The sequence below is a fragment of the Bacillus sp. es.034 genome (assembly GCF_002563655.1).
Taxonomy (GTDB): Bacteria; Bacillota; Bacilli; order Bacillales; family Bacillaceae_B; genus Rossellomorea.
Genome location: NZ_PDIY01000001.1, coordinates 3,864,599 through 3,890,256, shown reverse-complemented (window position 1 = coordinate 3,890,256; position 25,658 = coordinate 3,864,599). Strand labels below are relative to the sequence as shown.

The window sequence follows — 25,658 nt, the reverse complement described above, 5'->3', positions numbered from 1 at the left end:
AGAAGAGATGTCAGGTATTACACATTTCAGCGTAGGTGAGACGATCGACTTGCCATTATTAATCAAGCAAATGACAAAGGGTACCACAAATACAGGAAAGCCGTTTCTCACGCTGATCCTTCAAGATAAGAGCGGGGATATGGAAGCGAAGCTCTGGGATGCTTCTGAGCAGGATGAGAAGGCCTACCAGCCTGAAACGATCGTCAGGGTCGTCGGTGACATACACAGTTACCGTGGGAAGAATCAGCTGAAGATCAAACAGATCAGGCCTGCTTCCCCGGCGGATGGCTATGCCATTTCAGACTTCCTGGAAACGGCGCCGGTGAGCATAGATGAGATGACGAGCAAGATTACACAATATATCTTTGAAATGAGAAATCCGAACATCCAGCGCATCACAAGGCACCTGATCAAGAAATATCAAAAGCCTTTCCTGGAATATCCGGCTGCTACGAAGAATCATCATGAATTCGTATCAGGCCTTGCCTATCATGTAGTCTCGATGCTGGATCTTTCGAAAGCCATTGCCGGACTGTATCATTCCCTGGATTCGGATCTCCTCTATGCCGGGGTCATCCTTCACGATTTAGGGAAAGTCATCGAGCTGTCGGGTCCTACTTCGACAACATACACGATTGAAGGGAATTTGATCGGGCACATTTCGATCATGGTGAACGAAATCGGGAAAGCAGCGGATGAACTGGGAATTGAAGGCGAAGAGGTCATGATTCTTCAACATCTCGTGCTGAGTCATCACGGAAAAGCCGAATGGGGAAGTCCTAAGCCGCCACTCATCAGGGAAGCAGAAATCCTTCACTACATCGATAATGTCGATGCAAAGATGAATATGCTTGATCGGGCACTTGAACGGGTGAAGCCGGGAGAGTATACGGAGAGAGTATTCGCACTCGATAACCGTTCATTCTATAAACCTACCTTTCATAAATAATAAAAAGAATCCGGTCCATGTACCGGATTCTTTTTTATCATGCTGTCATGTTTTCTTCCCGGCACTCATATAGTGTAAATAAAAGAGGACAAACCTATAAGGAGATGAAGCAAATGACCCTGCCTATATGGATGTACCTGGTTGTAGCAGGAATTTTCGGGAGTGCCTTTATGACGATTAAATCGGCGAAGGAAGAAAAGACGCAGGAAGATGAGTGGATTGAGAAAGAAGGAGAAGTGTATATTCATCGAATGGAAGAGGAAAAAGAGAAGAAGCGTCAACTGACGTCATGATCAATTCATACAAAAAGGACTGATGGCTCATAATAGCCGTCAGTCCTTTTCGATTATTCCTGTTTTTCCGTTGCCGGAGCTTCGCCTTCAGTTGCAGGTGTTTCTCCGCCCTCAGGTGCTGCAGGAGGATTCAATACTTGATCAAATGACTTTTTCAGATCTTTATCTTTGATGTTCAGATCAGCTTTTTCGATTTCAGCTTTCATCGCTTCCTGGATTTTTTGAGGATCCACTTTGGAAAGCTTTAGTTCTTTTTCGATTTCCTTTTTCATTTCGTCAAAGGATTTCTTTTCTTTTTTATCTGTCACTTCGATGATATGGTAACCATAATCTGTTTTGATCGGCTCACTTACTTTTCCTTTTTCAAGAGTGTCGAGGGCTTTCGAGAATTCAGGAACAAAGTTTTGGCGACCAGCGTAATCTACCCATCCTAAGCTTCCGCCGTTTTCAGCAGAACCGGGATCTGTGGAGTACTCCTTTGCAAGATCTTCGAATTTCGCTCCATCTGCCAATTTTTGTTTGACTTCTTTCGCTGTTTTTTCATCTTCTACAAGGATATGGCGGACTTTAATTTCAGGCTTCCATTTCTCGTAGTAGTCTTTGACTTCTTTATCCGTTACTTTCACATCGGAAATGGCGGCTTTTTCTTGAAGCAATTGAAGCTTTAAGTATTGTTTGAACGATTTTTCGTCCAGATTATATTGTTGTAAGAAACTATCGAATTGAGGTCCTAATTGATCTTTCGCTTCATTCAGCTTTTTATCAACTTCCTCTTTTGATACTTCATACTTGTCCTCAAGGACTTTCGTATATACCAGTTCCTGAAGGGCCTGTTCCATTTGTGGAGTGAATTTTTGTTTCATTGATTTGTAAAGTTCATCTTTTGTTACATCTCCGGCTTTTGTTGTTGCAACAACGTCACTGTTTCCTTCAGCTCCGTCACCGCTGCACCCTGCAAGTCCTACGACTCCCGCAGCCAGTGATACTGAAATGATCCATTTTTTCATGGTGACCAACTCCTACAATAATTTCGTTTGATGGCATGTCAAAATCTACAAAACATACTATAACACACTTCTTCCATTTTAAAAAATATTTTCCAAACTAATCTTCAGAAAAATGGGCATTTTACACACCCATTTCCTAGGTACTTTCATATGATAAGAGCGAAGAGAGAAAAGGAGGTAATAAATATGAGCTGTGGATACAATTCCGGATTCGCGTTAATCGTAGTGCTGTTCATCTTATTAATCATCGTTGGTGCCGCATATATTTGCTAAAAAATTTAATTTATGACATTAGCCTAAAACAAATGGCAGCTAACTTGAATAAGATAAAGTAGCGCTTCAAAGGAGGTGGAAAGTTATGGGTAATGCATACGGCGGAGGTTTCGCGTTAATCGTAGTACTGTTCATCCTGTTAATTATTGTAGGTGCAGCATGGCTATAATTTAGCCTCAGGGTTTAGGTTCACCGGATAAAGACTGTAAGAGGGGGCAATACCTTAAGAAAGGCTGGCCCCTTTTGCTTCATATTCATATGTTAATGCTTTTCATACATGAAAGGAGGAAGCGCATATGTCAGGTGCTTGCGGCGGGTACGGCGGAGGTTTCGCGTTAATCGTAGTTTTATTCATTTTGTTAATCATCATTGGTGCAGCATACGTTTGCTAATATAAATAGATAAAAAAGCAGATCCGGGTTTCCGGATCTGCTTTTTTTACATTTCATGTTCTATGTAAATAGTATCTCTATGTAAGAAGAAACCAGCAGTATGGTGATTAGGATATTGATGGTCCTAAATACCTTAGGTTGGCGTTCTTCAGGTATTTCTTTTTGTAAACATAATGCGTTGGTCATTTTATTTATATAAAATAAGATGAAGACAGCAAATACTAAAAACATGGAGATCATCCAAACCCCTCCCCGTTATCTCCTATAGACTATACATTACCAAATTATTTCCCTAATTGGTAGCAAGAGTGTTGCCTTAATTCATGTTCATGAAGCTTTTTTCATATATGAGGCCTAGAACAGGTAAACGAAAGCAGTGAATCATCCTGAAAATATTGAAGGATGATTTCTTCCATCGAGTGTATGCTTCAATGGCCATCCATCATCCTTACTGATAAATCAATATTTCGTATCCATCTTCATTTTCTTCGATTAATGCATTCTTTGGTGAGTCCATCAACTGTTTCGCATAAATGAAATCAATGGCACAGATGCCTGAATGAAATGCAATGAGCATGGTAAAGTAATGCGAATAATGTGGGAAATGGAAGCATCCGTATAATAAAATACTGTTAAGTACAAAGAACGGAGCCACAAGGGCTACCAAATAACGGGATTTTGAAATCGGCTGATCCACCCGCAATGAGAGTATCGGTAAAAAATACATTTTTCTGTTGCATTTGCATTTTATTTTTCTCACAAAAGGCAAGATAGGCACGATGTGGAAAAATTTATGCAACGGGTAGATACTGATCAGTCCCATGAAGAATCCCAGGAAATGCTTGTCGTAAAAAGCACTCGGAAATAGTAAGTTGATTGGTACGTATATTAATGAGAATACCATCATCATGATGATGGATGAAAGTAAAAAGACTCGGTAAAATCCAAATTGTTTTTCCAGGTTGATTGTTTTCCAGCAATGCATAAAAAAATCGCCTCCATTAGACGAAAAGTGGTTAATTAAGTGCTTTACATACTTTATTACGATTGCCGGAAAAAATCAATACATTTTAGAAGGATTTTTCTTATTTTTTTGAGGGAGTTTGAGGCGACAGGTATGTGATAGTTTTGTACAATGAGAGTATGAGATAAATAGTGGGTGATAAAGATGCACGAACTAATGAAGCGAATAGAAAAACTTGAATATCATCAGAGGTTGATGGCAGAAATGTGCCCCGAAAATGGGTTTCCCTTTTATCGTCTGATCATTCGAAATGGATTGTCAGAGAGGGAAGTGAAGGAGTTCTTTCATACTTGTGATAGATTGAGCATGAAACTTGAAAAACAAAAAGCGGAAGGATTCGTATACAATACTCCGCTTTTTAAAGAATTTGATGAAGAGCTTCATGCAAAGCTGAAAGTGCATGAAGTCGTGGATAGTTGCCTGGTTCAGAATATTTATCCAGCTTTGATGGTACAATTACAGAAGTGCTTGTAGATCAGGCCAGTTCTTCCTCATCTTCAAATAGTTCACCGAGCTTTCCATTATCATCAGAAAAATCATTTTCAATATTGTGAAATGACTTTTCGAATATTTCCATAAAATCATTTCCATAAATATTACGTACGACGGTCATCATTTCGATCATTTCAGGGAACTTCCCATATAACTCCCGTAATGGCGCCACTCCCTGGAAGATGGAATGACTTTCCGGCTGATAGTTCTTCATTAGATCGAGAAGGATATTCTCGCCCTTGGCCGTCAGTTGAATGTACGTATTCCGCTTATCATTCTCCCGTTTGGAAAACTCAAGAAGTTCACGTTCCTCTAATTTCTTTGAAAAGTTAAATGCCGTTGAAACATGCATAACACCGAATTTGGCCACGTCCGAAATGGAAGCACCCTTTAAATGATACGCAATCCAGAGAATATGATGTTCATTGATATTTAAGTCGTATGGCTTGATCCATTGCTGCCAGTCCTTTTCTATGGCCTTCCACAAAGCTTTACTAAGCTGAGCCATCCTTTGACTGAAGAGCATTGCCTCTTTCAAAGTAAATTCTCTTTCCTTCATCTCATTCACCCACTTTGCTAGAAAATCTTTTTTTACTATAAGCTGTTCTTGAAATGGTTGCGTTGTAAGCAGTTCCAAAGGATTTACTAAAACAACGATTATCAAAAAAGAAAGCGCTTATATTTTATTATGCCAATAAAGTAATAATTAATAAAGGCTAAATTGACAAAATTTTTCGAAGTATATAATTTCTGGTTGGTTTACCGGCCTTGTTTTAGAAAGATAAGAGAGTTTGAACCCTGTAATGACGGGATTTATATTGGGAATCACTATTCTGAAAGAAATCGGGGTGGAATTAAATTTTATTTCAAAGAAAATAGAATCCCCGTAAGCCATAACCCGTAAATGGGGGAAAGGCAAAACGGGGATAGGGGTTATTGATTCGTTGTGTTAGCTGAGTTGATCGACTTTTCCAGCTCTTCGATGGTTCGCTGGATGGATTGGATTTCTTCCTGAAGGCGCTGGTTGTTCGGCTCGGTTGATGCCTGCCACTGCTTGAAGGAAGCTTGAAGATCCTTGGATAGCTGAAGGACCGTTTCCTTTCCTTCCTGTGACAGGGTGCCGATTGACTCTTTCAATTCACCGATGTGGCCTTTCATTTCCTCGATGACCACTGTCCAATCGTCTTTCTTGTCTTTGATTTGTGCACGGATTTCTTTACCTGATAAAGGGGATGTCAGCAGGGACGCGACTCCTCCGACCACTCCACCGATCAATAATCCGTAGGTAAGAGATTTTTTATTCATTATGTTCACCTCGTTCTTCTATTTCTATAATACTATATTTCTCCAATCAGTATGTATTCTCCTTTTCCCTTTTAGAACAGATTGAAACAAGACGGTTCATATCTTTCTCTTCCAACGCATAAAAATAAGATAAGAGGTGGGGAAGAGGGGGGAGGTTCTAACAGAATGGACGGAATAATCTTTGGTTTCTTTGCTCTCAGTACTGTTTTGTTTCTAAGTATGGTATATAACTTCATCAGTATTCAAAGACCTGGAATGTATCCTCCTAAAAATATATTAAAAAAGCGTGCGACCATATTGGGTTCAGGAGGATTGATCACGTTTCTCATAGGGATACTGCTCTGGTTTGCAGTCAGTTAATAAAAAAGCCCCCCATTTTGTGACGGCTCACAAGGCATGGAGGGTGTTTTTATTATTGTGTTTAGGAAAGCTGTTCTGTTGTGACAGCTTCTCGAATGGTTGAACGTTTTAAGATACCGTTGATGATCGGATACACAATGAACATGGCGCCGGCATTCACAAGTGTTGCCGGAAGTACGACTGCTGCGAATAGAGCGAAGAAAGCTCCAGGCAGGCCAACGATCATATATGCAGAAAGCAGGAATACGCTTCCTGATACGAGTGTACCGATTGCGGTTAGAACAGAAGCGCCTAACAGTGAACGAGTGATTTTCTTTGTTGCCAGGAATAATCCGTAAAAGACGAATGCCGTGACCGGTTTGTCGATCAGGTTTGGCAAGAATCCACCAGGGAATTGTGTTGTCAATCCTGAAATGACTCCTGTCAGTAGACCTAGCAGCAAGACGTTTTTCTTTGCAGGAAACAAAATGATTCCCAAGAACATCATCGTCAGCATCATGTCCGGTTTCATTCCTAAGAATATGCCCGGGATCACTGTGTGCAGTACCGCTCCGATCCCTACTAATAAAGACAGGGATACAAGTGTTTTTGTATTCATTTCTCATCTCTCCTCAACTAAACTAGTCTTTGAATTCCGCTTCTCCTAATGTGCACTGTTGCCATTAGCGAAAAGATAGGTACATTATAACATATAGAGACACCGTGTCAAAGACCAATATTTCTGAAAAAAGCCCGGCCGCTTTATTCTCAGGGAGGGCCGGGCTTTCAATGCTATGACAGATGACCGGCGATAGAATCGGCGATTTCCTTTAAATCTTCGTGGCTGTAGTCGTCGTTATGGGTTTTCCATACAGCTCCGAAACCATCTCCGTTGCCGTAGCGTGGTATGAAGTGCATGTGGAAATGGAAGACGGATTGTCCTGCTTCTTCACCCGCGTTGCTTAATAGGTTCATTCCTACAGGATTAAATTCAGCCTTGATGCTGTTTGCAATCTTTGGTGCAACAGAGAAAAGGTGGCTCGCCACATCAGGGGTCAGCTCGTAGACGTTTTCTTTATGTACTTTCGGAATAAGGAGTGTATGGCCTTTTGTCACTTGGCTGATATCAAGAAACGCAAGGACATGGTCATCTTCGTACACTTTCATTGCCGGGATCTCTCCATCGATGATTTTACAAAAAATACAGTCACTCATGCTCATTTCCACCTTTCAGTAATGGTGTATGTATTTTACCATTAAAGTAAAAATAAATGAAGAAGAGACAGGAACGATTTTCCTGCCTCTCTTCTTTAGAAGGGGTAATACTGTAAAGGTTTAAATGTCAGGCTTCATTCTCTTTGATAAACACCTCATTCGTTAGTAGCTTCGAAAAGTGTACCATTCTTGGGTAGAATGAACTTTGTTCAATGCGACCATCCCCTTATCTTTTTGCTATTTAAGCATTTAGACAATAGAAACCGTTAGCCGTCTTGGACAAACACCTCATTTGCTATAAGGATGATATGTGTAAATCGTTAGAAACATGAATGACTCTGTGCAAACTGACCATCCCCTTATCTTGTAGGCTAAGAAAGCTTAATAAGAAAGTTGATTTAGTCAAAATGTGCTTTAACAAACACCTCATTTATCAAATTTTTGATGAAATGAATTGGGTGAGTGTGTCATTCACTAAAGAAGACGACGAATCCTTCAAGTCGCAAACAATAGTGAAATCGGTTAGCTGGTCTTTAACAACCATCCCCTTTTTCTTATTGCTGGCCCCTTCTGATAATATGTTGTGCATTCTTGGGTGAAGTTATGAGTACTAAAATATGGAAGGTTGCTTATTCAAAGCATGCCTTTGCTTAAAAGTTTTGATAAAATAGAAATAATACATATAGAAGAGAAAGGACGTTGCTGCTCGTGTCGTTATTAGAAATTAAGCATCTTGTCGGCGGGTATACAAGGAAGCCGGTTTTGAAGGATATAACATTCTCCATTGACTCTAATGAAATTGTCGGGTTGATCGGATTGAATGGGGCAGGTAAGAGTACGACCATCAAGCATATCATCGGTCTGATGGAGGCGAAGCAAGGGGAGGTATCCATCAATGGCCATACGTTGAAAAAGGATGCCGATCAGTATCGCAAGCAATTCTCATACATACCGGAAACACCGATTTTATATGATGAACTGACCCTGGAGGAACACCTGAAACTTACGGTCATGGCCTACGGATTATCAGATGGGGAATATAAGGGAAGAATCGATAAATTGTTGAAGGCGTTTCGCATGGAGAAGAAGATGAGCTGGTTTCCTGCCCATTTTTCTAAAGGGATGAAACAAAAAGTGATGATTATGTGTGCCTTTCTTATCCAGCCCAGTCTGTACATCATCGATGAGCCGTTTGTCGGATTGGACCCACTCGGGATCCAATCGTTACTGGATTGGATGGAGGAAATGAAACAAAATGGGGCGGGCATCCTGATGTCTACTCATATATTAGCTACTGCCGAAAGATATTGTGATTCATTCATCATCCTTCACGAAGGGAAAATCCGGGCAAAGGGGACTCTGGAAGAGCTTCGCAGGGAGTTTACTATGCCTGAAGCCACCTTAGATGATATATATATCCAGCTGACCAAGGAAGAATCCCATGATGAATAATGTGGAGGGAATCTGGAAAAAGAGGATTGTAGAGTATAACCAGGAACTTCAAAAGTATTTGAAGTACATGTTCAACGATCATTTGTTATTTGTCCTGATTTTCGCTTTGGGGGGCGCGGCATTTACGTATAATCAGTGGGTGAAGACACTCGAGCCGACATTCCCGGCTCCTCTCATCATGTCAGTCGTACTTGGTCTCTTATTGGCATGGAGTCCTGTTTACACATTCCTTCGGGAAGCGGATGCTGTATTTCTTCTCCCTTTAGAAGAACGTTTATCCGGTTATTTCAGGAAATGCGTCTGGATCAGCTTCATGTTTCAATCCTACATTCAACTGCTTGTCCTGGCTGCCCTGATGCCTATGTATGTAGCTGTATCCGGAAACAGTTTCAGAAGCTTCTTTCCATTACTTGGCTTAATATTGGTCATGAAAATATGGAATCTCTATGTTCGCTGGTTCATGTTAAGGTTTCAGGAGAGGGAAGCTCACCTGACGGACAGTCTTGTCCGTTTTCTATTAAGCGGGACTCTTTTGTTCCTTGTTTTATCGGGAGCCGACCTTTGGATGACACTCGTCGTGGCCGCCTTGATGCTCGGATATGCCTTTTATTTTCATCAAGCAGCAAAGGGTAAGAACCTTAAATGGGATTTATTGATCAATCTTGAAGAGCAGCGTATGCTGATCTTTTATCGCATCGCCAATATGTTCACGGATGTTCCAAAGCTGAAAGGGAAAGTGCACCGGAGAAAATGGCTCGACTGGCTTGTGACGGTGCCTTTCTCGCAAGCATCAACGTATCGCTATTTATATCTTCGCTCGCTTGTGAGGACAAGTGAATATTCAGGTCTGTATATACGCTTGACCCTGATCGGTGTGCTGCTGATTTATTCCAATTCATCTTTCGTCTTCAGTATCCTGACGGCTATGGTATTTCTTTATTTGACAGCTTTTCAGATGATTCCTTTATTCAAGCGCTTTGACTATAAGATCTGGGTACTCATTTACCCCGTTTCAAAGGAATTGAAGACATCATCTTTTCAGAAAATCATGAGCCAGTCGATGATGATTCAGGCCATTGTGTTTTCCATCCCCCTTTTTATTAGGGAAGAGTGGCTGCCGGGATTGATCACGCTTCTTGCAGGCTTATCCTTCTCCATCTTTTTCAGTCAGTTCTACCTGGTTCAAAGATTGAAGAAGATGGAAGAAACGCTTTTTTAATGAAACTGGTAAGATGAACATAGTATGAGTAAAGGCTGACGAAAAAGGATGGTGGTTCTAAAGTGGACCATGAAATAGAAGAGCTCGAGCAGTGGAAACGAAGATACACCAGGAAATCGTCCATCTTTAAGAGGGTATCCAAACAGGCACAAACGAAGGTGAATGAGTGGATACCTGAGAAAGCGCATAAACTTGTCACGGAAAGCATCAAGAAAATGGTGGAGGTCACCCTTAAGGGCAGCGAATGGGTGTCCCTTCAGGCGACCTATAGACCAGACCTAGAGGAACGGGAAGTCGTGATGAAGGAACGTATGGAATTTTACCGGAAAGCTGCCACCATCGAAGGGGCGGGAACCGGTGCCGGGGGGATCTTTCTTGGTCTTGCGGATTTTCCATTGCTCCTGTCCATTAAGATGAAATTTTTAAGCGAATGCTCCATGATCCATGGGTATGATCCCAAACAATATGAGGAACGCCTATTTCTTCTGTATGTTTTTCAACTCGCATTCTCAAGTGATACTCATAAAAAGAAGGTCCTCTCCATCATTGAGAATTGGGAGGATGAAAAGGAAAAGCTGAAGGAACTTGACTGGAAAACCTTTCAACAGGAGTATCGGGATTACATCGATTTGGTGAAGATGCTCCAGCTCATCCCGGGAGTCGGGGCTGTTGTGGGTGCCTATGCAAATTATCAGCTATTGGATCAGCTTGGTGAGGTGGCAAAATTTGCTTATCGGATTCGCTACTTTAATGCTTTAGAATAGTACCGTATGAAGGGCGATCGTCATGATCGGTCTTCTTTTTGTTGGGGTCATTGTGATGAAAAACCCATCTTTTTATTTCCGCAATGACTTCATGTATAGTGATAAAGGTAGGGTAAATTGTGTTTAGTGAGGTGTGGAATAGATGAATAAACGAAAAAAAGCATGGAAGATAGTCGGGCTCATTTTATTCTCCTTCTTCTTCTTTCTGGCAGGAGTCTTTCATTTTATTGAAGCTCAAGGATTTGCGAAAATGGTCCCTGCGTTTATTCCTTTAAGGGAAGAGCTTGTTTATATTACGGGAATCATTGAATTTATTCTGTCAGTCCTGCTGTTGATTCCGAAGACTCGTGAAAAAACCGGGATCATCACCGCGATTTATTTAGTGCTTGTATTTCCTGCAAATATCTACGCAGCCATTAAAGGAATTCCGGCCCCGGGACAGGAAGATGCCAATCAACTCCTGCTTTGGGTCAGACTATTGTTCCAGCCCCTTTTGATTTGGTGGGTGTTGGTGGTCAGTAAAATTGAAAAGAATCATCGCTTCTATTAAAAAGAAGGATCGGATGAGAGCATCCGATCCTTCTTTTCGTTATTTCGGAACGGCTTCCGAAACGGAATGTTTAACCTGGTAGTGAAGTGTTGCGCTTGCCAATGATTTTGCGGCAATGAGAAGCGCTTTTTCGTTAATGTCGAACTTGGGATGGTGGTGAGGGTAGGCCGTTTCCACATTGTCGGGCTTGGCTCCCGTAAAGAAGAAAGTACCCTTTACATGTTCTAAATAAAAGGCGAAATCCTCACCGCCCATTTGCATTTCAATTTCTTCCACTGTATGCACTTCATCTACAGTTTGTGCACTTTGAATGAATAGGTCTGTCTCCTCAGGGGGATTGACAACGGCGGGATACCCCCGCTCATATGCATATTCATAATCACAGCGGCCGGAAAGGCATGCCCCTTTTATGATCTGTTCGATTTCTTCTTCAATAAAGTCCCTGACTTCCGGGTTGAAGGTCCGTACTGTTCCAATCAATTTAGCTGAATCGGCGATGACATTGAACGCATTATCAGCTATAAAGGAGCCGATGGTCACGACGGCTGGATCAATCGGATTTACTCTTCTGCTGACGATTTGCTGAAGTTCTGCAACAACTTGAGCGCCGATCACGATGGAATCCTTGGTCTTGTGAGGCTGTGCCCCGTGCCCCCCGGATCCTTTAATGACAATTTCAAAGCGGTCCGCAGCGGCCATGATCGGACCTGTTCGGTGGAGGACCTTTCCAAGCGGTTCGGTTGCCCATAAATGGGTGCCGAAGATCACATCCACATCTTCGAGGCAACCCGCTTCGATCATGGACTTAGCTCCTCCCGGTGCATATTCTTCAGCGTGCTGATGTATGAGGACGACCGTCCCTGAAAGGGTTTCACGCATTTCATGAAGGGTTTTCCCTAATACCAGAAGTGACGCGGTATGGCCGTCATGACCACAGGCGTGCATGACACCCGGAACGGTAGAACGATATTCCACTTCCTTTTCATCCTGTATGGGAAGGGCGTCAAAGTCTGCACGGAGAGCTACGGTCTTACCGGGGAGAGCACCTTCCACCCTCGCTACCACACCATTACCGCCGACTTGTTCTTGAACGGGCACCCCGATCTTTTTGTAGTAATCCGCAATATACTTTGCCGTATTTTTTTCCTGGAAGGATAATTCCGGGTGTTGATGAAGAAATCTTCTGATTTTAACCATTTCTATCCAACTATCTTCTAATTTCTGATATAATTCATTCAGCAAGTCCCCAACCTCCTAATGTTTGGTGAATATTACGAATATTATAACACTAAAAGTTCCCGGGAAGAGGGGATAAGTGAAATTCAAGGAGGATCCGATGAATAAAATCTTATCCATTACAGCTATCATTTCATTTGTACTTTTTATGACCATTGCACATTTTGTTTATCATGACATGGAGATTGTCGGAGAGGATTATCTTCTGACAAACATGGGCGGCTTGAATGCATTAGAACCGTTTTCCGTGATAGGGACGGAGCTGGTAATCGGAATCGCCACAATCGCCTTGATCCTGTTCCTTTGGTGGGTTAAAAAAGATTATGCAGGCATCATTACGGTCGTGGTACTGGTAGGTGGAAGTAATGTCCTGAATAAAGCCATCAAAGGTTTAATGGAACGTGAAAGGCCACCATTTTCACATGGAGAAGAAGGGTTCAGCTTTCCCAGCGGTCACGCCATGGTGGGAATTGTCTTTCTGCTGGTCATCGCTTATTTCATCAGTAAGGAGATATCGACCTTGGGAATGAAAGTCACGATCTTCACTGTGGCCGTCATCCTTTCTCTGTTGGCAGGATTCAGCAGGGTAGCGGAACAGGCTCACTATCCTACTGATATTGCTGCCGGCTTCCTGCTGGGTTACTCGTTTTTCGTGCTGTGTATCTTCCTTTATGAAAAGCGCCCTGCAAAATAAGAGGGACGGACCTTCACTTGGAAGGTCCGTCCCTCTGTCTTTAGATTAAGAACATCGCTACGATGGTCGTTGCGATCAGTCCGATGAAGACTGGGAGCAGGTTTCGCCTGGCCAGTTCGAATGGGTCGACTCCGCAGATGGCTGCTGCTGGAATGAGTGCCCATGGGACAAGGGTCCCGCCACCGACCCAGATGGCTGCCACCTGACCAAGGGCCGTTAGGGTAGCAATCCCGGAACCGATGCTTTCAGCAAATAGATTGGCGACGGAACCGGCAAGAGAAATCCCCGAGAAGCCTGATCCATCAAGTCCCGTGATGGCACCGACCGTCGTAAGGGTAATCGCACCCACCGCCTTGGAAAGCGGGACGGCGGCCGCAAGGGATGCGCCCAGGTCATTGACGATTCCATGTGATGTTGCCGGAAGAAAATCCCCAATGATCGTTTGAAACCCTGAGTCCCCTAAATAGAAGAAAGCGGCAATCGGTATGACAGGACCGAATACTTTAAACCCGAATTGAAATCCGTCAATCATGAAACTGGTCGTTTTCTCTAATCCTTTTCCTTTATAGGCGGCCAATGAAATCAATAAGAGGATGATGATGGAGGTTCCCCCGATAAGTGCTGTTGCATCTCCACCCTGCAGATCGAATAGAACCATTGCCGTAATATCAGCCGCAAACAATATAGGGATAAGGATTGCAATGGCCTTTTTCCAACGGGATGATAAATGGCCATGTGAAGAATCCTGCTCTGGATCGATGGCAGCAAGGGAGCTGGAATCGACCGTGAGGACCCCTTTTTTCATATCACGTTTAAGGAAGATGAATGCAGTGACGGTCGTGACCACTCCCATGACAATGATGAGAGGGATACTTGCCGAAATAACTTCTGATACAGGGATACCTGCAGCGTCTGCTGTCAACTTTGGAGCTGCCTGGATGACAAAGTCACCTGAAAGGGCGATCCCATGACCGAATAAGTTCATGGCCATGGCGATACCAAGGGCGGGCAATCCGACCCGTAAGGCAACGGGTACCAACACGGCCCCCAATAAGGCCACAGCGGGGGATGGCCAGAAAAACCATTAAACGCACTTATAGACACTACCCATAAAATCCTGATATAATTGGCTTTGTTGATACATTATATGACTAATTCATCAGGAGGATACATCATGACATATAACGAAAAACAAGCATTATTGTATGCAGAAAAATACGGTGTTTTAGACTATGAAGTCTTAGAAGGTTTCATGGTATATGAAGTTGTTTATATCTTAGAAGGCTTTAAATACCTATGTAAAGTGGACTTGACCACTATGAAAGAAACAAGACAAGCAAGAAAAATAAAAGCTTTTAAAAGTAGAATATAGAGGAAATCATAATGACTACAATGAACCCTATTAAACACGTTGCTATATACCTTCGTATTTCAAGGGATAAAGGGGAGAACGTGGACACCCTACAAAGTCACAGAGAACGTCTTGTAAGGCTATGTGAGGAAAGAGGATACACTTACACCATATTTGAGGAAATCATATCAGGGCAGGCAAGAATGGAAGCAAGGGAAGCCCTTAATAATTTATTGGATGATTTAGAGAAATATGATGCGGTTGTGGTTACAGCGATTGACCGTTTAAGTCGTGATTTAGAGTATTCAATTCACATATTCAAACGGTTAGAAAAAGCAGGGATTCCAGTTATCACACCTGAAAGGATTTATACAGAACAAGACTTTACTCTATACGCTATTGAATCAACTTTGGCACATGGAGAGTATAAGCAGATAAGAAAGCGTATGTTACAAGGTAAAAGAGATAAAGCCCTTAGAGGGGAAATCGTAGCTAGTCTACCTCCATTTGGTTATGATTCTGTGATAATTGACAAGAAGCGAACCTTTGAACCGAATGAAGAAGCGGAAACCGTAAGGAAGATATTTAACCTAGCCATTAACGGATACGGTGGGAAAACAATTTCAGACATGATTGGTAAGGCTTATAAATCAGTTCAAAATATTGTACGTAATGAAGCCTATACTGGAACTATGATTTACAAAGATATTAGGGTAGAGGATGCCTTTCCCGCTATCGTGGATAAGGATACTTTTAAGAAGGCAAATCATGCAATGACAGCCAGATTTGCAGGGGATAGAGAACAAAGAGTAAGAACAAAAGGTAAGGTGAGAACCATTTTAAAGGATTTAGTTTACTGTGATAATTGCGATAGAAAGATTAGCTTCCAGTTAAAGAGAAGAGAAGTCTATGAAAATGCAATGGTTTCTAAAAAGTGTGTATGTGGAATGCCAGGAGTAAAGGAAGAAACACTATTAGCAGAGTTTTACGCACAGTTCTATTGGGTTGAATTACATTTCAGAGAACAATGGCAGAAGGCACTGGATACACCGCTAGAGGACAAAAAGGGAATAATTGAAGGACAGCTTGCTAACCTTACCAAAACGCAGGAGAAGCTTAATAGAAGGCTTAAAAATGCAAGGGAAATGCGTATAGACGGTGAACTATCCAAGGCAGAGTTTGAAGAGATTAAAACAGAATCAGAGAATGAACTGATTAACCTTTCCAGTAAGATTGCGGAGTTAAATGAGGAGTTATTATCACTGGACACCGCCAAGTTATCTCAAGGCTATCAGGAGAAGCTAAAGCTTATAGGAATGATTAAAGAGGAATTAAATTTACCTGAGGGTAAAGGACAACTAAACTATACCAAGATTGAAGAATGTACCAACAAGGAAGAAGCTAACCGTCTGTTAAAATTACTGATAGATAAGATTTACTATTTCAGAGGAATCGAAGCGGATGCCTTTGGAAATGAAGAAGAAGTAATAAAACTAACATTAGCACCTAGATAGAGGGGAAATAACATCATGAATAGCACTGGAAAGCTTTGTACTAAATGCCAAGGCTGGAAACCGTTTGAAGAGTACCATAAGAAGAAGACCACACCTGACGGTTATCAGTTCCATTGTAAAGAATGTGTGAAGCATTATAAGAAGAAATATTATGGATCTAACAAGAAAGAGATTATTGCAAAGACCAAGTTGTATAAAGAAGAGAATCGTAAAACCATCAGAGATAATAGAAAGGATTATGATAAGCTTTATTATCAGCTTAACAAGGAAGAGATTCTAACAAAGCAAAAGAAGTACAACGAAGAGAATCATGAACACGTTAAGGAAATAAAAAGGAACTCATATCATAGAAACAAAGTGAAGGCTACCGATTAACGGTAGTCTTCTTTATTTGTCCATTTAAAATTTAAGGATAATAGATAAACTAAGGGGAGTAGAATCAACCATTCCCCTTTGTATGCTTTATATCCAACAGCAACCTAATAATAATTATACTAAAGATACTAGAAAGAATAGCAGCACCTATTCCGAGATTAATTATTGAATTGTCTTTATTTTTTCCAAACATAAACTATCTCCTTTTTAGGTTCACTTTGTTTACTGGTTAGTTTCTCCAAATAGTCCTTGTATTATTAAAGAACGCCAATTTATGTTAGGAAAAAAATAAAAAGGGATGCCCCAAGTTTATTTTAGAAATGTATTATTGGTTAATGCCCCACCCCACAATTTTCCATCCTTAAAGCACCCCTACCATATTCATCCAATTAAGTTACCTTTTTCCATTAATAACCGTATGGTAATAAGTAACATTGACAGTAACACCACATTAGTATCAATAGACACATGGTATTAAATGTAAGGATATAGTTATTTTTATACATAATGTTGTATAAAAAATAAGTATAATAAGCGGTTTAATAACGTTATCAATTAGAATATACATTGCATATACCATACAGTGTTATTCATGTTTCATTTGCTACATTAAATGCACTTATAGAGACAATCAGCATTTAACATTATAGGATGACATTACCAATTGGCTTAACCAGCAGGGAGATTATTTCTACCGTTTATTTATTGGTATTAATAGATAATAAATCCAGTTTGTACCATACGGGTAATATGGATATTTTTGGTAAAACTAGTGGATAAAATTAGTAGTTGACAAAGTGGATTGTTTATGATTTTAACACAATTAAATTTCCTCTAATTCCCAGTATTTTTACCAGTAATTACTATTGACATATGTGGCAGCTGACGATAGTTATTTTCAACCTCACTTCCACAACCTTCCAACCCTTAACCCTTGATACAAAGGGCTTTTTTAAATTCGTGTGATTCTAAAATGGTATGTCGATTGTATCGGAATAACTACCAAGTGTATCGGTCACAGATGCCCCTATTTGCCTTTCTAACAACCTTCTTAATAAAACCCCTTTAACCGTCTTATTTCTTCTTCATAACCTTTCTTTTAACCTCTTTAAGTTTACCGTTTAATCCTAACTTGTACTATTTTTAATAACTGGTTCTTTCTAAAATTTCCTGCCCCCTTAACGGTGGCAATTTAACAACTAATTAACTGTTTAATAGTCTGTAGTGAAACGAAGACAGATGTTTGTTAACTACTAACGGTTATGACTTATTTTGTTTGTCACTTAGGACTAACCCCTCTTATTAACCTCTTTACTACTGTTAAAAGGGGGTCACATTTTCCCCTACTTTTTTATAAAAAACTTCAACTTTTCCATTGGGGGTACAGATTGATGGCTGACCTCGTTATATAACTAGAGGGTTACAAAATTACCCTTTCATCTTATTTAAAATTAGAAGCCTTTCTAAAACACAAAAAAACACATCAAAGGGAGATAGTAACACACCATGAACAGACAAAGAAACGGATACAGTGATACAGGCAAAGGAAGTGCAAGACTTTATTATCTAGATGGATATTCACCGTCTTTCCAACAGCGACTAATGAAACAGGCACACGACTACAGGGGAGACTTAACAGAATCAGAGGAACTACTCTTACCTGAATGGATGCACCCCGCAGAAGATGGCTACCAAGAATATCCTGCTGAGATTAAAGCCAAAGTAGATAAGTTATTCCAGGCAGATAAGTTTAAGAAACAAAAAGAGGTTATGTCTTTATGTTTTGATGAGGGGCTAACCAGTACCGAGATAGCTGAAATGACTGGGCAGGATACTAGGAACGTTAGAAGGGCTATCACAATGGGGCTAAAGAAGATTAAGGTGAGACTAACAGCCGAAGAATGGCAAACAATTAAATGGTACTACAGGGTTAAAGGTAGTGACCTAGTAAGGTCTAACGGTGGAAGATTCAACACCAAGGAAGAATTAAAAGCCTATGAAAAGGAAGTACAAGCACCGTCAGAAGTAATAACTGGAAGACTTATAAACGGTGAAATTGTTTTTGATTAATGGGGGGGTTAAATGTGACCCTCTTCTAACACTTAATGAGAAGACTAAATACTAAAAAACAAGCCAATTACAGGGGGTAGGTGTAACAATGAAACGTCATGAAAATCAATCTATGAAGATGCAAGAACAAACAGCAGAATCAGCTAAGAAGCTAGTAAATAATGATATTGCTAAGGCTTACTACGAAGTGAGTCTATCTAGGATTCCTGATGATGGGAAAAGTCGTATTTTAAGAGAAACTAATATCGAATCTACTTGCTACAATCACAGCTACTATATGGAAGATGTGGATGGAACGTTAATCAACATGGGTGAGTTAATGATGCCTTCATTGTTAACACCGAAACCAGTAGTAAAGCAGGTAGTACCGAAGGAAATAGACAACAAAATAGAAGGATACTTCAAGGAATCAAAAGGAAGGTTTGCCCGCTATTTTCAATTGAAGCTTTACCTATCAGGTGGGTTCACAATGACCGAGATTGCCGATTATTATGGAACAGAAGCTACACGAGTTTCCAAGAATATTAAACAAGCAAAACAAGAGATTTTAGATATGTTAACAGAAGAAGAGTTATCCAAGTGCTACTGGTGGTTGAAAGTTAAGAAACCTAAGGTAACCGTCACCCCTACTTATACATTCCCAGTAGAGGTTAAACCACAACCAAGAACAAAACATTGGTTAGATGAATTGTTTAAAGCACCGTCAAGAATTTAACTAAACAGAAGGAGTTGATACGAATGAAAACTTGTAAAAAATGTTATGAAACCAAGCCGATACAAGGAGGGTTCGTGTCAGCTACTCACCGATATTGTAAGGAATGTGTGAAAGTAGCTAAGCAGGAAAAAGACTGGAACGCTTCACTAAGTGACCATCTTTACATGATTAAATCTTTCCTTGAACGGAATAACTTGCAGATGAAAACAAGACAACTAAGAGAATTGGAGGAACTGGCATCATGATGGAACTTATTCAGTTTGTGTTAGGCAGTGGCTTCATTGTCATTCTGTACAAAATGATAGATGGAAGATAAAGCTTCTTGACCTGAAAATGTCATTAAACTTTTCCCTCACTTGTTTTTATGCTTGTAAAGCTTTAAGTAGTATCACTAATGGAAACGGTGGTACTGCTACTAAGCTGTGCAATCAGCATTCCAGTATTCTACTAGACTTACTGGCTTTTATTCTAATCCTTTCAGGTTTTCTTGGATGTAAAACGGTGACATATTCGTTTAGTGGATTTTACGAATCAGGTGGGAAGGCTTGGACTACCTTCCTGCCACCTTTCTATCATGGGAAAATCTTAACTTTTGTGGTAAGAGGTTAAGTAGTATCCCACCGCATTAGCTATGTAAGACCATCTAAGAACCTGTAATGGTAAGGGAACGGATACCAAGAAACGAAGTTCCCCTACTAAAGCACCTTACCCATAGCAACATGATTGTTATGGCTTCAAGGCTACTTCTTCGGAGGTAGTCTTTATAGTTTTAATAATCAAATCAAACAACTAAGGAGAATGATGCTATATGACAAAAATTGATATGAACTCACTTAACGGAAGCCCACTGTTTAAAAGAATGATGCGTGAAGCAGAGAAGTTTATGAGTCAGAAGAATCAAGAATTATCTACTGAAAAAGCTAATCTACAGTTCCATAAGGATACCATTTCTAAAATGATGATTGGTAAACCTGAGAACCGTAACCGTAACTTTATAAAGAATGTTGACGGTGTACTAATGCGTGTAAAGTCTGATGATTTTACTACTGTAACGGTAGAACCAGTAAAGGCATTTGAGGATTTAAGTTTAGAAGAACGTGCTTCATTAAAGACGGATAATCCTAAACAATACAAGATGCTTCAACATGGCTTATACGAAGCAAAGCTAACTGAGAAGCATATTGACCTAATGGTACTGGAAGGAACTAAGCTAGAAGAATTTGAAATCATTGCAAATAACCCTTCTAAGCCCTCACTGGAAGGTCTATCTATTCAGGAGAGTACAGAAGCTTTACGGAATTATCAAACCGCTAAAGAAGATTATGAAGCTAAGATGTCAGCTTACAAGTCTGATTTAGAAGCTTACCGTTCAGGAGTAATGCACAAAAACCGAGATGAAACCCAGGAACGTGTTGAACACATTGAGAAGGAATTAAACGGAGACATTTAAGGAGAGGTATAAAAACCTTTCCTTTTTTATTTTCATTTTGGAGGATGATTAACAATGGCATTAACGGATAAGAGAACCAAAAGTAATATAGATGGACTAACGGGCAAACAAAGGGCATTTGCTATTGCTTATGCAGGGCAGGGAAAAGGAGTTATAAAGGAATCTTCTAAATTGGTAGGAATCCATGTAAAGACTGGTGAAAAGTACATGAAGAATCCACTGGTAAAGAAGTATATTAATGAACTGGCAACCGTTAACCATGAAGTTATGACTGGCTTAGAAATGCAGGAAACTTTAACAAACTGGATTAAAGGTGGACAAGATGAGGTTTATGATTTTAATACTGGAAAGGTTGTAAAGGTATCAGTTCCCAAAAGGGATAGAACCAAGATGATTGAACTACTAGCGAAAATGACTAACAACCTACAGCCTGATATTATTCATCATGTCCATACTAACACCAAGCCCCAGGAGGTTATTGACCTAGAAAAACGGTGGGATGCAATTAACCAAAAAGATTACTATGCACCGTCAGAGGATAAGTTAAAGGACATCTTTGGGAGTGATGAAGAATAATGCGACTTGATGAAAATGGAAACATTATTTTAGATATAGGGGTAGATACATGGGAAGGTGAAGGAGAAGTTACAAACGGTGACTTTGTTGGGAAGTTCAAACATGCGGAATTACATGCTGTTAATCGAAGCTATCACCGTATGGAGAAAAGGGAGAACTTAGCTTATGGACTTCTTTCCAATCCTTTTCAACCTATGAAGCTTCCCTATGTGACATCATGGGTAGAAACCTTGGAGAATTATCCTATTGGTAAAGTCATAACACTGGATAAAGTGAAGTTTGAAATATCATCCGTTTGTGTTTTCCTGCCTACTTATGCCTTTAACGGTGAAAAGAATATCCAAGAAGAAGATGAATTTTACATTGAAGTGTATTTTAGGTTGGAAGGAAGCCAAGCCAATCCTGAGTTTATTTACAATTCAATTATAAGCAGGGGATAGCCTTAACTGGTTATCTCCTTTTTTATTTATACTTTTATCAGTCGAATCGTCGAAGACGATCCGCATAATGAGGATGATAATAAAAAAGACTTCCCGAAGGAAGCCCATTATGTATCGTTATATATTTACTTCTTCTTTCTAAGTGAAGATACAAGTAAGAAATTTGTTACTGGTTTATCAGATACAATAAACACTTTTTTGTAATCAGGATACATATTAACTATTTCTTCATAAGTTCCTTTATCCTTAATAAATTCAGGTCTATAAATAAAACATTTTGTGTGTTGTATTTGTGTAAATAGGTTGTCTGTTAAAACTTCATCAGTTCTTTTAAACGGTTCACAACATACCATACAATGCGGTTGTATTTGTTCCTTCTTCATATAACACCTCCCTTCTTCAATAAAAATACATCATATAAAAGAGGAATACATAAATTTTCCAAAATGTTCATTAATCTTTCACACCATAGCTTTAATGTCGGCTTCCATTATTAATAATTGACCATAAAACTATTTTCCTAATTAAATCCAAAAAAAGATAATTGCTTCACCAACATGGGTATACAATATGTTAATATATTAAAAGGATAACACGCCTATAATTATGGATTTAGTAACTGTTGATAAAGCAAGATTCAATGATGCTATTACTGCTTATTTCCTTTGGAAAGAACTTGATTTAATTATTAGACAGTCTCACACTCGTGGAGTAAACATTCCAGAGACGGTAACAGAAGCTTTATTATGCTATGTAAGTGGGTTTAGGCTTAATCGTGGTGTGGGTGGAGATGCTTTTGACCCTAGTACAAATAGGGTTATTGAAATCAAAGCAACAAGTAACTTTGAAAGAGATACAAGTTCATTTAGTCCGAATGAGGAATTTGATAAGCTGTTTTTCTCACGTTTAGACAAAAGGAATGATACAATGTATTTCTATGATTTGGGAATTAACTCCGACCAACTTAAATTGATTAAGGTAAATGCACTTCAAACCCTTGGTGACCAACAAAAACAGGGTAGAAGACCTCGTTTTTCGATAATAAAGCAAATTATAGAACCAAATGCAATAGACCAGTACGCTGTACTAGACTTACGAACAAAGAAAATAACTCGTATTTAGTCTTGGAGGGGGTGACAAGGTGTGTTATCCCTCTCCTTAAAAAGTGCGGCGTGCTGCTATTATATGGAAAGGAAGATAGATTTTATGAAAATTGCTAGTTTTTTTGCAGGTGTTGGAGGAATAGACAAAGGTTTTGAAATGGCGGGTTTTGAAACAGTATACGCAAATGAAATAGATGAATATGCTTCTAAAACATTTAAAAGTAATTTTGATTCTGAATTAGAAGTTGCAGATATTGCCAATGTAAGCGAACATAATATACCTGAATTTGATATGTTAGTAGCAGGCTTTCCTTGTCAAGCCTTTAGTGTAGCAGGTTACCGTAAAGGCTTTGCAGACGAACGTGGAAATGTGTTTTTTGAACTCCTTAGAATAATAGCTGAAAGAAATCCTTCTATTGTATTCTTAGAAAATGTAAAAAATCTAGTTGGACATGATGGAGGGAACACTTTCAACGTAATTCTTGAAGCTTTAAGTTTGTATGGATACACTGTAAAACACCAAGTTCTAAATGCCTGTGAATACGGCAATGTTCCTCAAAATAGAGAACGTATTTATATAGTTGGTTTTCGTGATGAAAAGATGGCAGAGAAATTTTATTTCCCTAACCCAACTCAACTTTCAACTAAGTTAGAAGATGTTATTAATTTTGACGTTGAACAAGATGAAAAATATTATTACAGACCTGAAAAATGTGCCTTTTACGATAAGTTAGAGGAAAGTATCACAGGTTCTCATACCATTTATCAATGGAGAAGACAGTATGTAAGAGAAAATAAATCTAATGTTTGTCCAACGCTAACGGCTAACATGGGAACAGGTGGTCATAACGTACCATTAATTTACACACCATTTGGTATCCGTAAATTGACTCCTCGTGAATGTTTTAATATTCAAGGATTTCCAAAAGATTTTGTTCTGCCCGAATTATCCAATACACGACTATATAAACAAGCAGGAAATTCAGTAGTTGTTCCAGTGATTCATAGAATAGCTGAAAATATTAAGTTAGCAATAAATCAGACTAATTCCCTTGTTTTACAAGGTTCAAAAAACTAAAAAAAATAATTCCTAAAAAGGATGATTATCAAATGAACGGTATTTTAGGAGAAGTTGGAAAAGCTTTAGTAACATTGCAGAATGATGGTGAAGTTGTTATTGAAAGAACTGATGAACTTTATCTTGATGAAATTGCTTATTATGTTGAAGAAACCTTAAAAGGTGTTAAGTCAGCATATAAAATTGAAGTCATAGAGTCGAATGTGAAAATGAAAATAACTTTACAATAATTGTTCTGTTTAACGACTTCCTCTTTTGCGGAAGTCTTTTTTTATAAGAATGCGTAATTCCTTGAGGATAAAATTACCAAAGCTACTTAAAACCTTGATACACAGGCTTTTTTTAGTTGGTATCTGTAAATGCACTTAATCCACGAAATGAACATCATCACAAGACCTATCGTCCAGTACGCAAGGGCAGGGGTGCGGATGAACTTAGTGAACGGTCGGATCATCACATCATTAATCCCTGTCGACGTCAGTCCTTTACTCATGGCTACGATGATGGAAATGACGAGAATGGTTGAAAGTAATTCTGTGATGGCAAAGATGAAGCTATTAAATATACTACTGATCGACCCACTGATCGATCCCGTGGCTATCAGAGCGATACTGAAGATTCCTAGAATACATACGATGGTCGTGTCCTTTCGGAAGATCATAAATAGGATGATCAATCCTATGAAAACTAAATAAATCCAATGAAGAGCAGTCAAGTCAATCCCCATTAGAATACCCCCTCAATGTTTCAAACCTTGGGCATTTGCCCTGATCTGTACTATAGATTATGAAAATGCAAATAAGGTGTGATACAGGATAGAAACATTTTTTCAGCCTCTGGACTGAGACTGAATCATTCCGATGCTCGTCAAACAACCTTCGAAATCAATCTATAATGGAAGAAGTAACAGGAATATACGATGTAAATAGCGAAAGTTTATAAGTGATGTGAAGGTGGTGCCTGTATGAGATATAAAGGAAGAAAGCAATGGTTTTTCTCATTTTTACTGATGGTGATAGGATTGTGGCTATTATTACTGAATATAGGTGTCATTTCCTTGGAAATAACGCAGATATTTGTCAATATTATTCCTATTTTGTTATTGCTCCTGGGCTTGAAGTGGTCAGTAGACAGCTTTTTGAAAAAAAGCTTCGGTAAATTACTGTTCGGCCTTTTCTGCCTTGCCCTTGGGGTGCTGATCCTCCTGGATAAATACGATGTGTTGGTTTTCGATTACGGGAACTGGTGGAAGTTATGGCCGGTTATCATCATAGCCATTGCGATTCATCGGATCGTGAGGAATAAACCGATTCGAGTGAGTTTAAGCAGTGATTATCCGTTTGATAAGACAGCTGAAACAGATGATGAGGAGCAGACGCTGGGTGAAAAGATCCCTAAGAAGAAAAATAAAATCAACAGAGGCTTTATCGTTGGGGATATCCGCTTTTCAGAACCGAACTGGCCCCTGGAAAATATGAAACTTTACAACGCAATCGGAGATTACTATTTTGATTTCAGTAAAGCCTTCATTCCTGAAGGGGAAACGCCTATTGATATCAGAGGTTGGATTGGCGATGTGAAGATGATCATACCGGAAAATATCCCTGTGGAGGTCACGTTGAAGGTGCAGGTGGGGGATGTGAAATTGTTTGATCAGAAGTCTGCTGATATTCGTTCTGAACTGTATTATCAATCACCGGATTATATAGAGGCAAGTAAAAAAATCAAGCTGACGATTGATGTGAAAATCGGTTCGATTAGGATTACCAGGATATAAAGGCA

General features: G+C 39.6%; 34 protein-coding genes and 2 pseudogenes. 25 read left to right on the top strand and 11 right to left on the bottom strand.

Features of this window, described 5'->3' with window-relative positions:
- The first annotated feature begins 7 nt into the window (after positions 1-7).
- Both yhaM and ATG71_RS19810 read left to right on the top strand, forming a co-directional pair.
- Positions 8-949, top strand: coding sequence for a 3'-5' exoribonuclease YhaM (gene yhaM / locus ATG71_RS19815; protein WP_098441144.1), 942 nt, complete (start codon positions 8-10; stop codon positions 947-949).
- A gap of 113 nt (positions 950-1,062) precedes the next feature.
- Positions 1,063-1,242, top strand: coding sequence for a sporulation YhaL family protein (locus ATG71_RS19810; protein ID WP_098441143.1), 180 nt, complete (start codon positions 1,063-1,065; stop codon positions 1,240-1,242).
- A gap of 53 nt (positions 1,243-1,295) precedes the next feature.
- On the opposite strand, the gene ATG71_RS19805 is transcribed toward ATG71_RS19810, so the two are convergent.
- Entirely contained in the window at positions 1,296-2,249 is a 954-nt protein-coding gene (locus ATG71_RS19805) for a peptidylprolyl isomerase (RefSeq protein ID WP_098441142.1), read from the bottom strand.
- Positions 2,250-2,435: 186 nt separating this feature from the next.
- Here ATG71_RS19805 and ATG71_RS19800 point away from each other — a divergent pair, with 186 nt between their 5' ends.
- From ATG71_RS19800 to ATG71_RS19790, 3 genes are all read left to right on the top strand, one after another.
- On the top strand, positions 2,436-2,522 hold the full coding sequence (locus tag ATG71_RS19800; RefSeq protein ID WP_044337791.1) for a YjcZ family sporulation protein: 87 nt from the start codon (positions 2,436-2,438) through the stop codon (positions 2,520-2,522).
- An 85-nt stretch (positions 2,523-2,607) separates the two neighbouring features.
- Complete coding sequence (locus ATG71_RS19795; RefSeq protein WP_032089274.1) at positions 2,608-2,691, top strand: YjcZ family sporulation protein; 84 nt, start codon at positions 2,608-2,610, stop codon at positions 2,689-2,691.
- Positions 2,692-2,818: 127 nt separating this feature from the next.
- On the top strand, positions 2,819-2,914 hold the full coding sequence (locus ATG71_RS19790; protein ID WP_079534381.1) for a YjcZ family sporulation protein: 96 nt from the start codon (positions 2,819-2,821) through the stop codon (positions 2,912-2,914).
- Positions 2,915-2,974: 60 nt separating this feature from the next.
- Here the strand turns inward: ATG71_RS19790 and ATG71_RS23850 are convergent, their stop codons facing one another.
- Together ATG71_RS23850 and ATG71_RS19780 are read right to left on the bottom strand one after the other, a co-directional pair.
- The gene (locus tag ATG71_RS23850) at positions 2,975-3,154 is read right to left on the bottom strand and encodes a hypothetical protein (RefSeq protein ID WP_034763303.1); all 180 of its coding nucleotides are present in this window, start codon (positions 3,152-3,154) and stop codon (positions 2,975-2,977) included.
- A 208-nt stretch (positions 3,155-3,362) separates the two neighbouring features.
- Positions 3,363-3,899 (bottom strand): DUF3267 domain-containing protein, encoded by a 537-nt coding sequence (locus ATG71_RS19780; RefSeq protein ID WP_098441141.1) that lies wholly within the window; start codon positions 3,897-3,899, stop codon positions 3,363-3,365.
- Positions 3,900-4,082: 183 nt separating this feature from the next.
- On the opposite strand from ATG71_RS19780, the gene ATG71_RS19775 reads away from it, so the two are divergent.
- Positions 4,083-4,412: a DUF1878 family protein gene (locus ATG71_RS19775; RefSeq protein ID WP_098441140.1), complete on the top strand. Its 330-nt coding sequence runs from the start codon at positions 4,083-4,085 to the stop codon at positions 4,410-4,412.
- 1 nt (position 4,413) lies between these two features.
- Here ATG71_RS19775 and ATG71_RS19770 read toward each other — a convergent pair whose 3' ends face one another.
- Positions 4,414-4,989 (bottom strand): HTH-type transcriptional regulator Hpr, encoded by a 576-nt coding sequence (locus tag ATG71_RS19770; protein ID WP_098441139.1) that lies wholly within the window; start codon positions 4,987-4,989, stop codon positions 4,414-4,416.
- Between the two features lie 374 nt (positions 4,990-5,363).
- Positions 5,364-5,735, bottom strand: a complete 372-nt coding sequence (locus tag ATG71_RS19765; RefSeq protein WP_098441138.1) for a YtxH domain-containing protein — start codon at positions 5,733-5,735, stop codon at positions 5,364-5,366.
- A 165-nt stretch (positions 5,736-5,900) separates the two neighbouring features.
- Here ATG71_RS19765 and yhzF point away from each other — a divergent pair, with 165 nt between their 5' ends.
- Positions 5,901-6,095, top strand: a complete 195-nt coding sequence (gene yhzF / locus ATG71_RS19760) for a membrane protein YhzF (protein WP_034763309.1) — start codon at positions 5,901-5,903, stop codon at positions 6,093-6,095.
- 61 nt (positions 6,096-6,156) lie between these two features.
- Here yhzF and ATG71_RS19755 read toward each other — a convergent pair whose 3' ends face one another.
- Both ATG71_RS19755 and ATG71_RS19750 read right to left on the bottom strand, forming a co-directional pair.
- A complete protein-coding gene (locus ATG71_RS19755) occupies positions 6,157-6,693 on the bottom strand; it encodes a tryptophan transporter (protein ID WP_098441137.1) in 537 nt (178 codons plus the stop codon).
- Between the two features lie 173 nt (positions 6,694-6,866).
- Entirely contained in the window at positions 6,867-7,289 is a 423-nt protein-coding gene (locus ATG71_RS19750) for an HIT family protein (RefSeq protein WP_098441136.1), read from the bottom strand.
- 708 nt (positions 7,290-7,997) lie between these two features.
- Between ATG71_RS19750 and ATG71_RS19745 the strand changes: the two genes are divergently transcribed.
- From ATG71_RS19745 to ATG71_RS19730, 4 genes are all read left to right on the top strand, one after another.
- Entirely contained in the window at positions 7,998-8,741 is a 744-nt protein-coding gene (locus ATG71_RS19745; protein ID WP_098441913.1) for an ABC transporter ATP-binding protein, read from the top strand.
- Positions 8,731-9,960, top strand: a complete 1,230-nt coding sequence (locus tag ATG71_RS19740) for an ABC transporter permease (RefSeq protein WP_286163076.1) — start codon at positions 8,731-8,733, stop codon at positions 9,958-9,960. The genes ATG71_RS19745 and ATG71_RS19740 overlap by 11 nt, the downstream gene beginning before the upstream one ends.
- 62 nt (positions 9,961-10,022) lie before the next feature.
- Complete coding sequence (locus ATG71_RS19735; protein WP_098441135.1) at positions 10,023-10,724, top strand: EcsC family protein; 702 nt, start codon at positions 10,023-10,025, stop codon at positions 10,722-10,724.
- Positions 10,725-10,866: 142 nt separating this feature from the next.
- Entirely contained in the window at positions 10,867-11,274 is a 408-nt protein-coding gene (locus ATG71_RS19730; protein WP_051758452.1) for a DoxX family protein, read from the top strand.
- A 39-nt stretch (positions 11,275-11,313) separates the two neighbouring features.
- Here ATG71_RS19730 and ATG71_RS19725 read toward each other — a convergent pair whose 3' ends face one another.
- The gene (locus ATG71_RS19725; RefSeq protein ID WP_098441134.1) at positions 11,314-12,516 is read right to left on the bottom strand and encodes an amidohydrolase; all 1,203 of its coding nucleotides are present in this window, start codon (positions 12,514-12,516) and stop codon (positions 11,314-11,316) included.
- A gap of 94 nt (positions 12,517-12,610) precedes the next feature.
- Here ATG71_RS19725 and ATG71_RS19720 point away from each other — a divergent pair, with 94 nt between their 5' ends.
- Positions 12,611-13,204, top strand: coding sequence for a phosphatase PAP2 family protein (locus ATG71_RS19720; RefSeq protein WP_142953498.1), 594 nt, complete (start codon positions 12,611-12,613; stop codon positions 13,202-13,204).
- Positions 13,205-13,244: 40 nt separating this feature from the next.
- On the opposite strand, the pseudogene ATG71_RS19715 reads toward ATG71_RS19720, so the two are convergent.
- Positions 13,245-14,288: pseudogene (locus ATG71_RS19715) on the bottom strand (hypothetical protein); the annotation flags it as partial.
- A gap of 90 nt (positions 14,289-14,378) precedes the next feature.
- Here ATG71_RS19715 and ATG71_RS19710 point away from each other — a divergent pair.
- The 9 genes from ATG71_RS19710 to ATG71_RS19670 all read left to right on the top strand — a co-directional run bounded on the left by ATG71_RS19710 (position 14,379) and on the right by ATG71_RS19670 (position 21,695).
- Complete coding sequence (locus ATG71_RS19710; RefSeq protein ID WP_098441132.1) at positions 14,379-14,576, top strand: hypothetical protein; 198 nt, start codon at positions 14,379-14,381, stop codon at positions 14,574-14,576.
- Between the two features lie 11 nt (positions 14,577-14,587).
- Positions 14,588-16,069 carry a recombinase family protein gene (locus ATG71_RS19705; protein WP_098441131.1) on the top strand — a complete coding sequence of 494 codons (1,482 nt, stop codon included), beginning with the start codon at positions 14,588-14,590 and terminating at the stop codon, positions 16,067-16,069.
- A 15-nt stretch (positions 16,070-16,084) separates the two neighbouring features.
- On the top strand, positions 16,085-16,444 hold the full coding sequence (locus ATG71_RS19700) for a hypothetical protein (protein ID WP_098441130.1): 360 nt from the start codon (positions 16,085-16,087) through the stop codon (positions 16,442-16,444).
- A 1,506-nt stretch (positions 16,445-17,950) separates the two neighbouring features.
- The gene (locus ATG71_RS19695; protein WP_098441129.1) at positions 17,951-18,514 is read left to right on the top strand and encodes a sigma factor-like helix-turn-helix DNA-binding protein; all 564 of its coding nucleotides are present in this window, start codon (positions 17,951-17,953) and stop codon (positions 18,512-18,514) included.
- A gap of 88 nt (positions 18,515-18,602) precedes the next feature.
- Positions 18,603-19,229, top strand: coding sequence for a hypothetical protein (locus ATG71_RS19690; protein ID WP_098441128.1), 627 nt, complete (start codon positions 18,603-18,605; stop codon positions 19,227-19,229).
- Positions 19,230-19,252: 23 nt separating this feature from the next.
- The gene (locus ATG71_RS19685; protein WP_098441127.1) at positions 19,253-19,474 is read left to right on the top strand and encodes a hypothetical protein; all 222 of its coding nucleotides are present in this window, start codon (positions 19,253-19,255) and stop codon (positions 19,472-19,474) included.
- Between the two features lie 563 nt (positions 19,475-20,037).
- Positions 20,038-20,679: a hypothetical protein gene (locus ATG71_RS19680; protein ID WP_098441126.1), complete on the top strand. Its 642-nt coding sequence runs from the start codon at positions 20,038-20,040 to the stop codon at positions 20,677-20,679.
- 54 nt (positions 20,680-20,733) lie between these two features.
- Positions 20,734-21,255 (top strand): terminase small subunit, encoded by a 522-nt coding sequence (locus ATG71_RS19675; protein ID WP_098441125.1) that lies wholly within the window; start codon positions 20,734-20,736, stop codon positions 21,253-21,255.
- Positions 21,255-21,695 (top strand): hypothetical protein, encoded by a 441-nt coding sequence (locus tag ATG71_RS19670; protein WP_098441124.1) that lies wholly within the window; start codon positions 21,255-21,257, stop codon positions 21,693-21,695. Before ATG71_RS19675 ends, ATG71_RS19670 begins: the two co-directional genes overlap by 1 nt.
- A 125-nt stretch (positions 21,696-21,820) precedes the next feature.
- Here ATG71_RS19670 and ATG71_RS19665 read toward each other — a convergent pair whose 3' ends face one another.
- Positions 21,821-22,078, bottom strand: a complete 258-nt coding sequence (locus tag ATG71_RS19665) for a hypothetical protein (RefSeq protein ID WP_098441123.1) — start codon at positions 22,076-22,078, stop codon at positions 21,821-21,823.
- 223 nt (positions 22,079-22,301) lie between these two features.
- Here ATG71_RS19665 and ATG71_RS19660 point away from each other — a divergent pair, with 223 nt between their 5' ends.
- The 3 genes from ATG71_RS19660 to ATG71_RS19650 all read left to right on the top strand — a co-directional run bounded on the left by ATG71_RS19660 (position 22,302) and on the right by ATG71_RS19650 (position 24,106).
- Entirely contained in the window at positions 22,302-22,817 is a 516-nt protein-coding gene (locus ATG71_RS19660; RefSeq protein ID WP_098441122.1) for a Bsp6I family type II restriction endonuclease, read from the top strand.
- Positions 22,818-22,901: 84 nt separating this feature from the next.
- Positions 22,902-23,876, top strand: a complete 975-nt coding sequence (locus ATG71_RS19655; RefSeq protein ID WP_098441911.1) for a DNA cytosine methyltransferase — start codon at positions 22,902-22,904, stop codon at positions 23,874-23,876.
- A 32-nt stretch (positions 23,877-23,908) separates the two neighbouring features.
- Positions 23,909-24,106 carry a hypothetical protein gene (locus tag ATG71_RS19650; RefSeq protein WP_098441121.1) on the top strand — a complete coding sequence of 66 codons (198 nt, stop codon included), beginning with the start codon at positions 23,909-23,911 and terminating at the stop codon, positions 24,104-24,106.
- Between the two features lie 140 nt (positions 24,107-24,246).
- Here ATG71_RS19650 and ATG71_RS19645 read toward each other — a convergent pair.
- Positions 24,247-24,603: pseudogene (locus ATG71_RS19645) on the bottom strand (hypothetical protein); the annotation flags it as partial.
- 237 nt (positions 24,604-24,840) lie between these two features.
- Here ATG71_RS19645 and liaF point away from each other — a divergent pair.
- Entirely contained in the window at positions 24,841-25,653 is an 813-nt protein-coding gene (gene liaF, locus ATG71_RS19640) for a cell wall-active antibiotics response protein LiaF (RefSeq protein WP_098441120.1), read from the top strand.
- The last annotated feature ends 5 nt before the right edge of the window (positions 25,654-25,658 follow it).

What these genes read in the sequence shown, in the direction of transcription:
- yhaM (WP_098441144.1), top strand. Translation starts at nt 8, where the DNA reads ATGTCAGGTATTACACATTTCAGCGTAGGTGAGACGATCGACTTGCCA.
- ATG71_RS19810 (WP_098441143.1), top strand. Translation starts at nt 1,063, where the DNA reads ATGACCCTGCCTATATGGATGTACCTGGTTGTAGCAGGAATTTTCGGG.
- ATG71_RS19805 (WP_098441142.1), bottom strand. Translation starts at nt 2,249, where the DNA reads ATGAAAAAATGGATCATTTCAGTATCACTGGCTGCGGGAGTCGTAGGA.
- ATG71_RS19800 (WP_044337791.1), top strand. Translation starts at nt 2,436, where the DNA reads ATGAGCTGTGGATACAATTCCGGATTCGCGTTAATCGTAGTGCTGTTC.
- ATG71_RS19795 (WP_032089274.1), top strand. Translation starts at nt 2,608, where the DNA reads ATGGGTAATGCATACGGCGGAGGTTTCGCGTTAATCGTAGTACTGTTC.
- ATG71_RS19790 (WP_079534381.1), top strand. Translation starts at nt 2,819, where the DNA reads ATGTCAGGTGCTTGCGGCGGGTACGGCGGAGGTTTCGCGTTAATCGTA.
- ATG71_RS23850 (WP_034763303.1), bottom strand. Translation starts at nt 3,154, where the DNA reads ATGATCTCCATGTTTTTAGTATTTGCTGTCTTCATCTTATTTTATATA.
- ATG71_RS19780 (WP_098441141.1), bottom strand. Translation starts at nt 3,899, where the DNA reads ATGCATTGCTGGAAAACAATCAACCTGGAAAAACAATTTGGATTTTAC.
- ATG71_RS19775 (WP_098441140.1), top strand. Translation starts at nt 4,083, where the DNA reads ATGCACGAACTAATGAAGCGAATAGAAAAACTTGAATATCATCAGAGG.
- ATG71_RS19770 (WP_098441139.1), bottom strand. Translation starts at nt 4,989, where the DNA reads ATGAAGGAAAGAGAATTTACTTTGAAAGAGGCAATGCTCTTCAGTCAA.
- ATG71_RS19765 (WP_098441138.1), bottom strand. Translation starts at nt 5,735, where the DNA reads ATGAATAAAAAATCTCTTACCTACGGATTATTGATCGGTGGAGTGGTC.
- yhzF (WP_034763309.1), top strand. Translation starts at nt 5,901, where the DNA reads ATGGACGGAATAATCTTTGGTTTCTTTGCTCTCAGTACTGTTTTGTTT.
- ATG71_RS19755 (WP_098441137.1), bottom strand. Translation starts at nt 6,693, where the DNA reads ATGAATACAAAAACACTTGTATCCCTGTCTTTATTAGTAGGGATCGGA.
- ATG71_RS19750 (WP_098441136.1), bottom strand. Translation starts at nt 7,289, where the DNA reads ATGAGTGACTGTATTTTTTGTAAAATCATCGATGGAGAGATCCCGGCA.
- ATG71_RS19740 (WP_286163076.1), top strand. Translation starts at nt 8,731, where the DNA reads ATGATGAATAATGTGGAGGGAATCTGGAAAAAGAGGATTGTAGAGTAT.
- ATG71_RS19730 (WP_051758452.1), top strand. Translation starts at nt 10,867, where the DNA reads ATGAATAAACGAAAAAAAGCATGGAAGATAGTCGGGCTCATTTTATTC.
- ATG71_RS19720 (WP_142953498.1), top strand. Translation starts at nt 12,611, where the DNA reads ATGAATAAAATCTTATCCATTACAGCTATCATTTCATTTGTACTTTTT.
- ATG71_RS19710 (WP_098441132.1), top strand. Translation starts at nt 14,379, where the DNA reads ATGACATATAACGAAAAACAAGCATTATTGTATGCAGAAAAATACGGT.
- ATG71_RS19705 (WP_098441131.1), top strand. Translation starts at nt 14,588, where the DNA reads ATGACTACAATGAACCCTATTAAACACGTTGCTATATACCTTCGTATT.
- ATG71_RS19700 (WP_098441130.1), top strand. Translation starts at nt 16,085, where the DNA reads ATGAATAGCACTGGAAAGCTTTGTACTAAATGCCAAGGCTGGAAACCG.
- ATG71_RS19695 (WP_098441129.1), top strand. Translation starts at nt 17,951, where the DNA reads ATGAACAGACAAAGAAACGGATACAGTGATACAGGCAAAGGAAGTGCA.
- ATG71_RS19690 (WP_098441128.1), top strand. Translation starts at nt 18,603, where the DNA reads ATGAAACGTCATGAAAATCAATCTATGAAGATGCAAGAACAAACAGCA.
- ATG71_RS19685 (WP_098441127.1), top strand. Translation starts at nt 19,253, where the DNA reads ATGAAAACTTGTAAAAAATGTTATGAAACCAAGCCGATACAAGGAGGG.
- ATG71_RS19680 (WP_098441126.1), top strand. Translation starts at nt 20,038, where the DNA reads ATGACAAAAATTGATATGAACTCACTTAACGGAAGCCCACTGTTTAAA.
- ATG71_RS19675 (WP_098441125.1), top strand. Translation starts at nt 20,734, where the DNA reads ATGGCATTAACGGATAAGAGAACCAAAAGTAATATAGATGGACTAACG.
- ATG71_RS19670 (WP_098441124.1), top strand. Translation starts at nt 21,255, where the DNA reads ATGCGACTTGATGAAAATGGAAACATTATTTTAGATATAGGGGTAGAT.
- ATG71_RS19665 (WP_098441123.1), bottom strand. Translation starts at nt 22,078, where the DNA reads ATGAAGAAGGAACAAATACAACCGCATTGTATGGTATGTTGTGAACCG.
- ATG71_RS19660 (WP_098441122.1), top strand. Translation starts at nt 22,302, where the DNA reads ATGGATTTAGTAACTGTTGATAAAGCAAGATTCAATGATGCTATTACT.
- ATG71_RS19655 (WP_098441911.1), top strand. Translation starts at nt 22,902, where the DNA reads ATGAAAATTGCTAGTTTTTTTGCAGGTGTTGGAGGAATAGACAAAGGT.
- ATG71_RS19650 (WP_098441121.1), top strand. Translation starts at nt 23,909, where the DNA reads ATGAACGGTATTTTAGGAGAAGTTGGAAAAGCTTTAGTAACATTGCAG.
- liaF (WP_098441120.1), top strand. Translation starts at nt 24,841, where the DNA reads ATGAGATATAAAGGAAGAAAGCAATGGTTTTTCTCATTTTTACTGATG.